This is a genomic window from Kaistella sp., assembly GCF_049588135.1.
GTDB lineage: Bacteria > Bacteroidota > Bacteroidia > Flavobacteriales > Weeksellaceae > Kaistella.
The window spans coordinates 1-13,722 of sequence record NZ_JBAVFG010000154.1 but is presented as its reverse complement, the minus strand read 5'-3'; the positions used below and the strand labels follow the sequence as shown (position 1 = coordinate 13,722).

Genomic DNA, 13,722 nt, shown 5'->3' with positions numbered 1-13,722 from the left:
GCTTTATTGTGAGTGGCTAAAATAGTAAAAAAGTTAATACTTTGTTAACTAATTAACAAAAAAATCCAAAATTATTTCTTCAATAAATCGCGAAGCATGACTAATGGTAGGTTTATCGTAAAATTAAAATTGAGTCCTTTCAGTTCTTTTCCGTTAATCCCAGCCTTATCAATCGGGAAAGCGTAACCTCCGGTGAGATCAATTATACCAAATAAAGTGACTCCGGCTTTTGGTGCAATATATTTAGTGGTTGCTTCTGCTCCAGCTAAAAAATAATAGGAATGGTACAAATCAACATTCCTTTCAGTATTAAATAGAATATCTCCCTGAATTTTAGGCATAATTACAAATTTCCCATTGGTACTCCCCATCATTGCAGCCACTCCTAACCGGTAAATAAAATCGTCATTGTTTAGAAAAAGCAATCTTCCTCCTAACTCAGCAAAACTTTGATTCTGATAAACATAACCCACATGAACCATTTTATGAACAGCGAGCTGTGCTTTCGAAATTCCGAAAAACATTAGAAGTAATGCGATTGAAAAAATGGATTTCTTGTTCATCATTGTTTATTTTGTTGGGGATAAAGTTAAAAAAAACTGCTTTAACATTTCTGTAAAAGCAGTTCTTTATATTTTTTAAAGATTAAATTCTTTCTTTATTTCCTCTACTTTGTCGAGTTTCTCCCAAGTGAAGAATTCTAAATTCTCAAGGGTAAACTCTTCTCCATTTGCTTTTCTAAATGTTTTATCCGCAACATAAGGTTCTCTTCCCATGTGTCCGTAAGAAGCTGTTTCCTGATAAATCGGATTTCTTAATTTCAGATTTTGCTCAATTGCGTAAGGTCTTAAATCAAAGATTTTCTGAATTCTTTCTGAAATCTCTCCGTCGTGTAAACCGAGTTTTGAAGTTCCGTAGGTATTGATATATAAACCACAAGGTTCTGCAACACCAATCGCATAAGAAACCTGCACCAAAATCTCATCGGCAACTCCTGCGGCAACTAAATTTTTTGCAATATGACGAACTGCGTAAGCCGCACTTCGATCTACTTTTGACGGGTCTTTTCCAGAGAAAGCACCACCACCGTGCGCTCCTTTTCCACCATAAGTATCTACGATTATTTTTCTACCTGTTAAACCTGTGTCTCCGTGTGGACCACCGATTACAAATTTTCCGGTTGGATTAATATGGTATTTAATCTTATCGTTAAAAAGATCTTGGATTTCTTTCTTCTGTTTTGCTTTAACTTTAGGAATCAAAATCTCGATCATGTCTTTCTCGATTTTCGCTGACATGGCTTCATCGCTACCGAAATCATCATGCTGTGTCGAAACTACGATAGAGTCTATTCTAACTGGTTTATGGTCATCAGAATACTCGATGGTTACTTGCGATTTTGCATCTGGTCGCAGATATTTCACAGCGTCATTTTCTCTTCTTAAAACAGCCAATTCTTTAAGGATGGTGTGGGCTAAATCCAATGCCAATGGCATGTAGTTATCGGTTTCGTTGGTTGCATAACCAAACATCATTCCTTGGTCACCAGCTCCTTGCAAATTAGCTTTGGTTTCGAAATCATCATTTTCGTTCGCACGATCTACTCCTTGATTAATATTGGAAGATTGCTCGTGAATCGCAGAAATGACTCCGCAAGAATCTCCCGCAAACATATATTCTCCTTTGGTATAGCCAATTCCATTAATTACTCTTCTGGCAATATCTTGCACATCAAGATAAGCATTCGACTTTACTTCACCCGCCAAAACCACTTGTCCTGTTGTTACTAATGTTTCACAAGCAACTTTTGAATTCGGATCATTTGCGAGAAAGTTATCGATTAAAGCATCAGATATTTGATCAGCCACTTTATCTGGGTGCCCTTCGGATACCGACTCAGAGGTAAATAAGTAAGACATATTTCTATTGTTTTTTAATTAAAAAAATAGAAGAAAATTAGGTGATTGCAAGAGAAACTAAAAGAGAAAATCGGTTTTAGCATTTTTTAATGAGGTTGCAATCAGTACAAATTTTTCCTCTGGTAAATTATTGGTGCAAATTTAGCCACTATTTATTAAAGCACAAAATTTATTTTGATGTTAAAAATCATTGTGGTTTTATTCCAACAAATTCTTCCGGGTTTTTGTTAAAATTTAGTTTTGTTTTCAGTGATCCTGAAATAAATTCAATTAGTTCGTCCAAAATTTTCTGTTTATAAGTCGGCTTATAATAAATCACCGAAATCTCACGGTAAGGAAACGGTGCTCTAAATCTCTTTACTTTTTGTTTCTGGTGATCGCTTAATTGCTCTACAGCAAGTTCGGGCAAAATACTGATTCCACCTAATTTATCCACAAGCTGAACCAAGGTATTGATATTAGAAGCAACAAACTCGAGATTCTTCGGCTTTACCGTGTTTTCCTTTAATTCACAAATGTTTTCAAATTGGGTTCTCAAACAGTTTCCTTCTTCTAGAAGCCAAACCTTCTGCACATCGATGTCTTCTGGAACCACAAAGCTATCTTTCTTTTCTACGCTGCTATCATCTGCCGCATAAATCATCAACTCTTCATTAAATAGGAAGTCGTGATAAAATTCATTTGCTGCAGTGTAAGGAGTGGAAATAATTCCTGCATCGAGCTCTCCTGTTTTTAAAGCTTTAATGATATTTTCAGTGGTCATCTCTTTAAGATTGAGTTCAATCTTAGGATGAGTTTTTAGAAAGTCAAAAATTTCGGTGGGTAAAATATAACCTGAAATTGTAGGAAGAATTCCCAAATTAAGCTTTCCTGCCAAAACATTATTGAGCAGATTTGCTTTACTCCTCAATTCATTGATAGCATCCACGACTTTTTTTGCTTCCACAATAATTTGAATCCCTACATCTGTTGTTCTAATTGGATGGGTGGTTCGGTCAAAAATCTTAACATCCATTTCATCCTCAAATTTCTGAATCATGGCACTCAATGTCGGTTGCGTAATAAAACAGGCTTGAGCAGCATTGCCAAAGTGCTTATATTTATCTACTGCGATAAGGTATTCTAATTGTTGAATGTTCATTTGCTTATTTTAGTCTCCGTCAAATATACTTAGATTTTGCCGAATTGTGATTAATTTTAAATAAATTTGAGGTTTATTAAAATCAGCAAATATGAGCAATAACAAACTAACCACTTCCGCCGGAATCCCTTATTATGACCACGAAGATTCGCAGACTGCAGGACCAAGAGGACCGGTTTTATTGCAGGATTTTGTCTTACAAGAAAATTTGGCACATTTCGTTCGAGAGAGAATCCCCGAAAGAGTAGTACATGCAAAAGGAACTGGCGCTTATGGACAATTTACCGTAACCCATGATATCTCAAAATTCACCAAAGCCCACCTCTTTTCTAAAGTAGGAAATTCCTGCAGGATCTTTACAAGATTTTCTACCGTTGGTGGCGAAAAAGGAAGTGCAGACACCGAAAGAGATCCCCGAGGTTTTGCAGTGAAATTTTACACCGAAGATGGCAACTGGGATTTGGTAGGAAATAACACCCCTGTGTTTTTCATTAAAGACGCAAAGAAATTCCCCGACTTTATCCATACTCAAAAACGCCTTCCAAAAACAAACCTAAAAAGTGCGACGATGATGTGGGATTACTGGAGTTTAAATCCCGAATCTCTTCATCAGGTTTTAATATTAATGTCAGATCGCGGAACACCGTTTGGTTACAGACATATGCACGGATTTGGCTCCCACACTTTTTCAATGATTAATACTAAAAATGAAAGAGTTTGGGTTAAATTTCATTTCAAAACAAAACAGGGAATTAAAAACTTTACGCATGATGATGCCGTGAAAATGAAAGGAGAAAATCCTGATTTTGCACAAGAAGATTTAATAAATGCCATTGAAGCAGGAGAATTCCCTAAATGGACTCTTTATATACAAGTCATGACCGCAGAACAGGCAAAAGAATTTCGCTGGAATCCTTTTGATGTTACGAAAGTTTGGCTTCAAGATGAGTTCCCTTTAATTGAAGTTGGCGAAATGGAATTAAATGAAATTCCGGTTAACTATTTCGCGCATGTTGAACAATCTACTTTCTCACCGAGTAATTTAGTTAATGGAATTAGTTTTTCACCTGATAAAATGCTGCAAGGCCGACTCTTCTCTTATTCTGATGCACACCGATACAGAGTTGGTGCAAACTCTCATTTGTTAGAAGTCAACCGCTGTCCTTTTACCGTTAACAATTACCAAAGAGATGGCGCCATGGCAGATTCGAGCCAATATAAAGATGCACCGAATTATTATCCAAACAGTTTCGATCAAATTAAACCTTCGCCTGATTACAAAAATTATGAAGAAGATTTGGACAGCAATCGTATTGCGAATTTTAACCGAGATGAAAATGATGACGATCACTACACGCAACCGGGATTACTTTATACGAAAGCAATGAACGAAACCGACCGCAAGAATTTGGTCTATAATATCATTTCTTCGATGAACGGGATTACAGAACCAAAAAAAGATGAAATTATTAATCGTCAATTATGCCATTTCTTCCGGGCAAACATAGAATTAGGAATGAAAATCGCCTTGGGTCTTCAAGTTAATATTGACTCCAACATGATGAGCCATTCGACTAAATAAAGAAAATCAGCAATGAATCGAATACTTTTAAAAAAAACAGAATATCATTCACCCAATCAAAATCGGAAAAATTGATTAATTTGCAGATTACAAAAAAAACACTTAACCTATTATAAAGATGTCTTACGAAAATATAGTTTTAGAAACAGATCAAAGAACTGCGGTAATTACCATTAACCGTCCACAAAGTTTGAATGCACTCAATGCAAAAACAATTTCGGAATTAAGTCAGGTTTTAGACGAAGTTTCTGCTGATTCACAATATAGAGCAGTTATAATAACTGGCAGCGGTGAGAAATCATTTGTTGCGGGTGCTGACATCAAAGAGTTTTCCGATTTCGGAACTGCTGCTGCTGAAGACTTAGCCAGAAACGGACAGAACATTCTTTTTAATAAAATTGAAAACCTCAACAAACCAGTAATTGCTGCTGTAAATGGTTTTGCTCTGGGTGGAGGTTTAGAATTAGCCATGGCTTGTCACATTCGATATGCTTCAGAAAATGCAAGATTAGGATTACCGGAAGTGACTTTGGGATTAATTCCTGGTTATGGAGGTACTCAGAGATTGCCAAAATTAGTTGGAAAAGGATTAGCCAATGAGTTAATATTTTCCGCAAAAATGATTCCTGCGCAACGAGCAAAAGAAATTGGTTTAGTTAACGAGGTTTTTAGTTTAGAAGAACTTTTACCTAAAACAAAAGAATTGGCAAACATTATTGCTCAGAATTCTCCGATGGGAATTTCAAAAGCAATTGCGGCAGTGAATCAATCTGATACCAATCAAGGTTTTGAAACCGAAATAAAAGCATTTGGAGCACTCTTTGAAATGGACGATAAAAAAGAAGGCGTTGCTGCTTTTTTAGAAAAAAGAAAACCATCGTTTTAAAAATATATTGACTCCAATTTTAATTAAAATATAAAATTTTGAAAATTACTAAATTTGATATTGCTTATTTAAAAATGGCAAATGAATGGGCAAAACTCTCCTACTGCAAACGAAAACAAGTAGGTGCGCTCATCGTAAAAGACCGTATGATTATTTCAGATGGTTATAATGGTACACCGTCGGGATTTGAAAACTGCTGCGAAGATGACGACGGGGTAACACATTGGTTCGTTCTTCATGCAGAGGCAAATGCGATATTAAAATTAGCTGGCTCCACACAATCAGCTAAGGACGCAACCCTGTATCTCACTTTATCTCCGTGCAAAGAATGCAGTAAACTTATTTTACAGGCAGGCATTAAAAAACTTGTCTACGTTGATGATTATAAAGATAATGACGGAATAGCGTTTCTAAAAAATCACGGAATTGAAATTTTGCAAGTTCCTGATGATGACTTAAAATAAAAAACACACAAACACAAAGAATGATGACTTGGGATGAAAAAATTAAAGACTTTGAAACTTTCTTAAAATTTGAACGAAACTTTTCCAAAAACACAATAGACGCTTATTTACGAGACATCAAAAAACTCAAAGATTATGCGGAATCCGACCTTGATAACACTAGCCCATTAACAATTACTTACGAGCATATTCAGGAATATATTTTCCAACTTTCTAAACAAAAAATTAGCGAGCGAACCCAAGCCAGATGGATTTCTTCTATCAAATCGTTTTTTAAATATTTAACTGATGATGAAGTTCGGGAAGACAATCCTGCAACTTTGCTCGAAGGCCCGAAACTAGGACTCTATCTTCCTGATACGTTAAGTTTTGAAGATGTGGAAAAAATTATTCAAGCCATCAACACCGACACCGATTTGGGACAAAGAAATAAATGCATGATCGAAGTTCTCTACGGCTGTGGCTTACGCGTTTCTGAGTTGATTGACCTGAAAATTTCGAATATTAATTTTAAAGAATCCTATTTAAAAGTGGAAGGAAAAGGAGATAAATCCCGATTTGTTCCTTTAGCAAAGTTCACCTCAAATTTAATTAAAGACTATATCAACACCGTTCGTTCCAAAAATAAAATTAATAAGAAACATGAAGATATTGTTTTTCTGAACAGCCGCGGTTCTGCGATGTCTAGAGTCATTGTTTTTATTATCATCAAAGAATTAGCAGAAAAAGCAGGTATTCACAAAAATATTTCGCCACACACTTTCCGACATTCTTTTGCCACTCATCTTTTACAAAATGGCGCAGATTTAAGATACATTCAGGAAATGCTGGGGCATTCGAGCATTACTACAACTGAAATTTACACCCATTTAAAAAATGAAGAATTGCGAGATGTAATTCTAAATTATCATCCAAGAAATAAAGAAGAATGAATGATTTAACATATTGTCCAAAATGTGGAAACGCTTCACTAAACTGGGACGGTGAAAAAAAATGGTCTTGCTCCAATTGCGATTATGTTTTGTATCATAATGTTGCTGGTGCGGTTGCCGTTGTTATTAAATTCAACGACGAAATTCTTTTTACAAGAAGAAACCAAGAACCTAAAAAAGGGAAACTCGATTTAGCTGGCGGATTCGTAGATCCAAAAGAAAGTGCCGAAGAAACTTGCGTTCGCGAACTTTTCGAGGAAATGAAAATTAAAATTGATATTTCTCAATTAAAATATCTCGCAAGCTTACCGAATGTTTACGAATATAAAAATATTCTTTACAACACTTTAGATATTTTTTACGAATACGAAGTCGCAGAAAAATTTGAAGTTGATTTGGAAATTTCTGAAATTTCAGAAACAGTTTGGTTGAAGAAATCGGAAATTAAACTGGAGGAAATCGCCTTCGATTCTCAAAGAATATTTTTCGAAAAATATAAAAATTCTTAATTAAAAATTTCATCTTCAACGCAATGTTCTTTTTTACCGTAAATTTGCAATCGGTAAAACTCAACTATGCAGGAACAAATCATTTTCGAAGACAATCATCTTTTAGTCATCAACAAAAAAGCCGGGCAACTCGTTCAGGGCGACAAAACTGGCGATTTATCTTTGCTTGATTTACTGAAAAACTTCATCAAAGTAAGGGATCATAAACCCGGAAATGTTTTTCTTGGTTTGGTTCATCGAATCGACCGGCCCACTTCCGGCTTAGTGATTTACGCAAAAACTTCGAAAGCACTTTCCCGTTTAACGCAAATGGTGAAAAACCGCGAAATCAAAAAAACCTATTGGGCCGTTGTTCCGAAAACTGAAATCCCAAAGACTCAACGACTGATTAATTACCTTCAGAAAAACGAAAAAAACAACAAAGCAACGGTCTTCCCAAAAGCAACTGAAGGTGCGAAAGAAGCAATTCTAAATTACAATATCATTAAGGTTTTAGATAATTTTCAATTATTAGAAATCGATTTGGAAACGGGTCGCCATCATCAAATTCGGGCGCAATTATCAAAAATTGGAGCTCCTATAAAAGGAGATTTAAAATACGGCTCAGCACGCTCCAATCCTGATGGTGGGATTCATCTTCATGCAAGAAAATTAGAATTTCTTCATCCGGTAACGAAAGAGAATTTAGAGATTGTTGCGCCAGTTCCGCAGAATGATGCGATTTGGGAAGCATGTGAAAATTGATAAAAGCAAAAAGACATTCAGAATTTCCGAATGTCTTTTTTTTGATATGAATGAAATTTTATTTTTGGTTCATCAATCCGCCATTATCTTCTTTCGGCGTTTCTGTGTTTAAAATATTCTGGTCCACTTTTGCCAATTTATTTTTGGTTGGGATTTTATAAGAAAATGACAATCCGAAACTTCTGCTGTCACTTTTATTTCGAATAAATACGTGCGGAACAGAACTTATTGTTTTCAAATTGGTTTCGTTGGTGTTGAAAATATCATTTGCAAATAAGGTTAAAGTCATTCGATCTTTATCAAATTTCCTCGATAAATTCACATTAAAAGTATTGTACAGTGATTTATTTGGGTAGAAATAATAATAGTTCCCTTTGCCCAAATAAGTGTAATTTAAATTAAGTTTTACTTGCGATGGCAACAAAAATTGCCCTGAAACATTATAAGTCCAATAGCCTTTTGGATTGACGATTTTATCTAATTCTTGGATTTCATAAGAAGTGTAAAAATAGAGGAAATTCATTTTATCTGGATTTACATCCATTTTAATAATTTCGCTGATGGGTTTACTAAAAATTGCAAACGGAATTGGCACTCCTAAATTGAAACTATGAATTTTTAAATGATCTACATTCACAGAACTTTGAGAAATTCTGTCGCCCACTCGCGATACTTCTTGCACGACTTGGTTTTTAGCAGAACTCAAACTATAGCCGATGAATGCGAAATTCATCGCGCTTATTTTCACTTCAAAATTATCGAAAATGGTGGGTTGAAGATTTGGATTCCCAGAAAAATCAATCATAGAATTTCCATATCTCGTATTGTTTGGATTGAGGTTTGAAATGCTCGGTAGGCTTATTTTTTTGTTATAATTGATATTCGCAAAAACCATATTCGGAACAAAATTATATTGCACACTCGCATTCGGGAACACCTTGAATTTATCAAAAGTTGTTAAAGCATCGTATTTTGAGTTTTTATAATCATAGCTTGTTCCGCCAATATTATAGTATTCGCCACGAAGCCCAAATACAAAATCGAACTTATTTTTCTTGGCATTAATTTCAGAATAAACTGCGCTGGTTTTGCTGCGGTAATCAAGGTTGTCGATGATGTTATCATTTGTTACAAAATTTTGCTGATTATAATCGCCTCCCACACCGAATTTTCCTTCATCTAAAATTTTAATCGGTTGCGCATAATCTACTCTTAAATTATAGACATCTTGTGAAGAACCATTTGCACTATTTGAAATTATTTCTATCGGTAAAATTCCATGACTATTTTGTTTGAAGCCGGCATTGTTATTAGAGTAACTTGCTTTCACTTCAAACTTTTTACTGCGGTCATCAAATTTTTTCTGATAAGTTGCCACCACTTCATTTCGAGTATTGTCTGAAGTTGTTTGATCATTGCTGATGATTTCTGTTCCTTCAAACAACGCATAACTATCAATATATCGATCTGTATTATTGTACGATAAATTGTAATTCAATAACAATCGGTCTTTCCCAAGATCAAAAGTGAGTGCGCTTCTTAAAAATTGATTTCTCGCAATATTGTCGTTTCCTAATTTTGAAATTTCATCGATTGTCGATTTCATTTCACTTTCGTTATAAGATTGACCTACATTTAATTGCCAACCAAACCATTTATTTCTAGAATTTAAGGTTAAACTATTATTGAATTTATTTCGGAATTTATCATAATTACTAAAACGATAACCGCCGGCATAAGTTGCAGATAAATATGACTTCGCACTTCTGCTGGTAATAATATTAATAATCGCGCCACCAGAAGTTGCCGGAAATTCTGCGCCTGGCTGGGTAATCATTTCTACTCTTTCGATACTATTTGCTGGCAAACCTTCTAGATATGCGGTAAGCTGATCACTGTATAAATTAAGTGGACGACCATCCATATAGACTTCAAGCGATTTTCCTTGATAAATCATTCCAGCCATTTCTGAAACTACTAATCCCGGAATTTTTTTCAGTCCATCCATTGTTGTCCCAGAATTAAGGTGAGCTTGTTCCGAAAAATCATAAATGGTTCTATCTGCCTTTTGCTCAACGGCTTTTTTAGTTTTGGTGATGGTAACTTCTTCAATTTGCTTTTCTTTTATTGAGGAGTTTGTTTTTTCCTGTGAAAAATAAAGTTGTGAAAACAGTAAGGCAATCACTGCAGAGGATATTTTTTTGGTCATAAATAGGTTTCTATTCAATTAGACAACGATATATGAAAAAAGTTACAATCATTTATATTTTAAAAAACGAAATAAAAAAAACCGCCCAATTTCTTGAGCGGTTTCTATTATAATTTTAGATACAATTATGCATTTCTTGCTGCTTCTGCTGCAATTAAATTCAATGCAGATCCTGCTTTATACCAATCGATTTGTTGAGCATTATAGGTATGGTTTGTTACCACGACATCTTTAGTTCCATCAGCATGAACCAATTCTAAAGTCAACGGTTTTCCTGGTGCGAACTGATCTAAATCTAAGAAGTTAACCGTGTCATCTTCCTGGAATTTCTCATAGTCTGCTTTGTCAGCAAACGTTAAACCAAGCATTCCTTGTTTTTTCAAATTCGTTTCGTGAATACGTGCGAAAGATTTTACCAAAACTGCTTTTACTCCCAAATGTCTAGGCTCCATTGCAGCGTGCTCTCTGGAAGAACCTTCACCGTAATTTTCGTCACCAACAACAATCGTAGGAATTCCTGCTGCTTTGTAAGCTCTTGCTACAGCCGGAACTTCGCCGTATGCTCCTGTAAGAAGATTTTTAACGGTATTAGTTTCCATGTTGTAAGCGTTTACTGCACCAATTAACATATTATTGGAAATATTATCCAAATGTCCACGGTATTTCAACCATGGTCCTGCCATAGAAATATGGTCGGTCGTACATTTTCCGAAAGCTTTAATTAAAACTTTTGCTCCGGTAATATTTTGTCCGTTCCAAGGTTGGAAAGGTTCTAATAACTGAAGTCGATCTGAAGTAGGACTTACATTTACCTGAACCAAAGAACCATCATGTGAAGGCGCTTGATAACCATTATCATCCACAGCGAAACCCTTTGGAGGCAATTCCATTCCTTGTGGCTCGTTGAGTTTTACTTGTTCCCCATTTTCATTGGTTAAAGTATCTGTAATGGGATTAAAATCTAATCTTCCCGAAATTGCTACTGCTGCAACCATTTCTGGTGAAGCTACGAAAGCGTGCGTATTTGGATTTCCGTCTGCTCTTTTTGCAAAGTTTCTGTTGAATGAATGGATGATTGAGTTTTTCTCTCCTTTATCAGAACCCTCCCTGTCCCATTGTCCGATACAAGGTCCACAAGCGTTGGTGAAAATTCTTGTCGATTCAAATTTCCTGAAAGAATCTAAGAAACCATCACGTTCTGCGGTGAATTTCACTTGCTCAGAACCTGGGTTGATTCCTAAAATAGCTTTTGGTTTCACGCCTTTCGCGAAAGCATCTTCTACAATAGAAGCTGCTCTCGATAAATCTTCGTAAGAGGAATTGGTACAAGAACCAATTAACGCCCATTCTACTTCAATTGGCCATCCGTTCGCTACTGCTTTTTCATGAAATTCTGAAACTGGCGTTGCTAAATCGGGCGTAAAAGGACCATTTAAATGTGGAGTTAATTCATCCAAATTAATTTCAATTACTTGATCGAAATATAATTCCGGGTTTGCATAAACTTCATCATCTCCAGTTAAGTGTTCTGCAACTTTATCAGCTGCATCAACAACATCTTGTCTTCCGGTTGCAGCAAGATATCTTCTCATCGAATCATCATATCCGAAAGTTGAAGTCGTCGCTCCAATTTCTGCACCCATATTACAAATCGTTCCTTTTCCGGTTGCAGAAAGGGATTTTGCACCTTCGCCGAAATATTCTACGATGCAGCCAGTACCACCTTTCACGGTTAAGATTCCGGCAACTTTAAGAATAATATCTTTTGCGGCAGTCCAGCCGTTTAATTTTCCAGTTAATTTAATACCGATCAATTTCGGCATTTTCAATTCCCATGCCATTCCTGCCATTACGTCAACTGCATCTGCACCGCCAACTCCGATAGCAACCATTCCTAAACCTCCTGCATTTACCGTGTGAGAATCAGTTCCAATCATCATTCCACCTGGAAATGCATAATTTTCTAAAACCACTTGGTGAATAATTCCGGCACCTGGCTTCCAAAAGCCAATACCATATTTATCGCAAACGGAACTTAAGAAATTAAAAACTTCTGAATTTTTATTAATTCCTTCTTGCAAATCTGTTTCTGCGCCCACTCTCGCTTGAATTAAGTGATCGGCGTGAGCTGTAGAAGGAACGGCAACTTTTGATTTTCCAGCTTGCATAAACTGCAAAAGAGCCATTTGAGCCGTTGCATCCTGCATAGCTACTCTATCCGGAGCGAAATCTACATAAGAATTCCCTCTTTCGTAAGCTTGCGACGCATTTCCTTCCCAAAGATGGGTATAAAGAATCTTTTCTGATAAAGTAAGAGGTTTCCCTACTGCTTTCCGTGCTTTCGCAACTCTCTCAGGGTAAAGCTCATACACTTTTTTAATCATGTCAAGGTCAAAAGTCATATCTGTATATTTTTAATAAAAATTTATGGATTACAAAATTACAAAATTTTTAAGTGTAAAATTAATTAAAGTCATTTAGAATTAAAATAAATATGATGTTCATTATCTATTTTTTACTACTTTTATAAAAATATTAATTCAATGACCAACCAAGATTCAACCACCAATTCAAACACGATTCCGCCAAAAACTTGGTTGGTAGAATCGATTTTAGTTACTATTTTCTGCTGTCAGATTTTAGGTATTATCAGTATTATTTATTCCGCAAGCGTAGAATCAAAATTTTATCGAGGAGACATTGCCGGTGCCGAAAGCGCTTCACGAACAGCAAAAACCTTAGTAATTATAAGCGTTGCATTTGGAATTTTCACCGTTGTCGCAATCGCAATTATGGCATCATTAGGTATTTTTGCAGGATATTATAACAGCTAGTGAAAATCTTAAAAAAAAATTATCGATTCATCTTGATTACCCTCATAATAGGAAGTGGACTCCTTTTTTATTATTTCATTAATCCAGAATCTAGTCGTTTTTTATTAAAATGCCCCTTTAAATATACCACAGGATTCGATTGCCCAGGTTGTGGCAGTCAGCGAGCGATTTATGCTGCACTTCATGGAGAATTTAGACAGGCATTTTCTTATAACCCATTATTTATTATAGCAATTCCGTATGTTTTTGTTGGGATACTATTTGAATGGTTTGGTTTAAAATATTCTTTTCCAAAAATTCGAAAAATATTATTCGGTAAAACTGCAATATATGTGATTGCCGCTGTGATTATTTTGTTCTTTATTTTTAGGAATATTTAAAATCTTATTTTTGAAAAAATTTTATTAAAAGAAGTTTATGAAGAATGCTCTGATTTTATTTATATTAAGTTTCTCGGTGATTTTATCTGCCCAGAAAAACAATATTTCTAGATAAGCAATTG

The 13,722-nt window shown here is 35.4% G+C and carries 13 protein-coding genes; 8 read left to right on the top strand and 5 right to left on the bottom strand.

What is annotated here, in order from left to right; genetic code table 11:
- Positions 1–71 precede the first annotated feature (71 nt).
- From WBY99_RS08810 to WBY99_RS08800, 3 genes are all read right to left on the bottom strand, one after another.
- Positions 72–566, bottom strand: a complete 495-nt coding sequence (locus WBY99_RS08810) for a hypothetical protein (RefSeq protein WP_423975959.1) — start codon at positions 564–566, stop codon at positions 72–74.
- 72 nt (positions 567–638) lie between these two features.
- Positions 639–1,919: a methionine adenosyltransferase gene (gene metK, locus WBY99_RS08805; RefSeq protein WP_423975958.1), complete on the bottom strand. Its 1,281-nt coding sequence runs from the start codon at positions 1,917–1,919 to the stop codon at positions 639–641.
- Between the two features lie 187 nt (positions 1,920–2,106).
- Positions 2,107–3,060 carry a LysR substrate-binding domain-containing protein gene (locus WBY99_RS08800; protein ID WP_423975957.1) on the bottom strand — a complete coding sequence of 318 codons (954 nt, stop codon included), beginning with the start codon at positions 3,058–3,060 and terminating at the stop codon, positions 2,107–2,109.
- A gap of 91 nt (positions 3,061–3,151) precedes the next feature.
- Between WBY99_RS08800 and WBY99_RS08795 the strand changes: the two genes are divergently transcribed.
- The 6 genes from WBY99_RS08795 to WBY99_RS08770 all read left to right on the top strand — a co-directional run bounded on the left by WBY99_RS08795 (position 3,152) and on the right by WBY99_RS08770 (position 8,177).
- The gene (locus WBY99_RS08795; RefSeq protein ID WP_423975956.1) at positions 3,152–4,642 is read left to right on the top strand and encodes a catalase; all 1,491 of its coding nucleotides are present in this window, start codon (positions 3,152–3,154) and stop codon (positions 4,640–4,642) included.
- Between the two features lie 118 nt (positions 4,643–4,760).
- Positions 4,761–5,528, top strand: coding sequence for an enoyl-CoA hydratase-related protein (locus tag WBY99_RS08790; protein ID WP_423975955.1), 768 nt, complete (start codon positions 4,761–4,763; stop codon positions 5,526–5,528).
- 38 nt (positions 5,529–5,566) lie between these two features.
- Complete coding sequence (locus WBY99_RS08785; RefSeq protein ID WP_423975954.1) at positions 5,567–5,992, top strand: deoxycytidylate deaminase; 426 nt, start codon at positions 5,567–5,569, stop codon at positions 5,990–5,992.
- 23 nt (positions 5,993–6,015) lie between these two features.
- Complete coding sequence (xerD, locus tag WBY99_RS08780) at positions 6,016–6,924, top strand: site-specific tyrosine recombinase XerD (RefSeq protein WP_423975960.1); 909 nt, start codon at positions 6,016–6,018, stop codon at positions 6,922–6,924.
- Positions 6,921–7,433 carry an NUDIX hydrolase gene (locus WBY99_RS08775; RefSeq protein WP_423975953.1) on the top strand — a complete coding sequence of 171 codons (513 nt, stop codon included), beginning with the start codon at positions 6,921–6,923 and terminating at the stop codon, positions 7,431–7,433. The genes xerD and WBY99_RS08775 overlap by 4 nt, the downstream gene beginning before the upstream one ends.
- Positions 7,434–7,499: 66 nt before the next feature.
- Positions 7,500–8,177: an RluA family pseudouridine synthase gene (locus WBY99_RS08770; RefSeq protein ID WP_423975952.1), complete on the top strand. Its 678-nt coding sequence runs from the start codon at positions 7,500–7,502 to the stop codon at positions 8,175–8,177.
- A 58-nt stretch (positions 8,178–8,235) separates the two neighbouring features.
- Here WBY99_RS08770 and WBY99_RS08765 read toward each other — a convergent pair whose 3' ends face one another.
- Together WBY99_RS08765 and WBY99_RS08760 are read right to left on the bottom strand one after the other, a co-directional pair.
- Positions 8,236–10,386, bottom strand: coding sequence for an outer membrane beta-barrel protein (locus WBY99_RS08765; RefSeq protein ID WP_423975951.1), 2,151 nt, complete (start codon positions 10,384–10,386; stop codon positions 8,236–8,238).
- A 125-nt stretch (positions 10,387–10,511) separates the two neighbouring features.
- The gene (locus WBY99_RS08760) at positions 10,512–12,788 is read right to left on the bottom strand and encodes an aconitate hydratase (protein WP_423975950.1); all 2,277 of its coding nucleotides are present in this window, start codon (positions 12,786–12,788) and stop codon (positions 10,512–10,514) included.
- 141 nt (positions 12,789–12,929) lie between these two features.
- Here WBY99_RS08760 and WBY99_RS08755 point away from each other — a divergent pair, with 141 nt between their 5' ends.
- Both WBY99_RS08755 and WBY99_RS08750 read left to right on the top strand, forming a co-directional pair.
- Positions 12,930–13,220: a CD225/dispanin family protein gene (locus WBY99_RS08755; RefSeq protein ID WP_423975949.1), complete on the top strand. Its 291-nt coding sequence runs from the start codon at positions 12,930–12,932 to the stop codon at positions 13,218–13,220.
- Positions 13,220–13,600, top strand: a complete 381-nt coding sequence (locus WBY99_RS08750; protein WP_423975948.1) for a DUF2752 domain-containing protein — start codon at positions 13,220–13,222, stop codon at positions 13,598–13,600. The genes WBY99_RS08755 and WBY99_RS08750 overlap by 1 nt, the downstream gene beginning before the upstream one ends.
- The last annotated feature ends 122 nt before the right edge of the window (positions 13,601–13,722 follow it).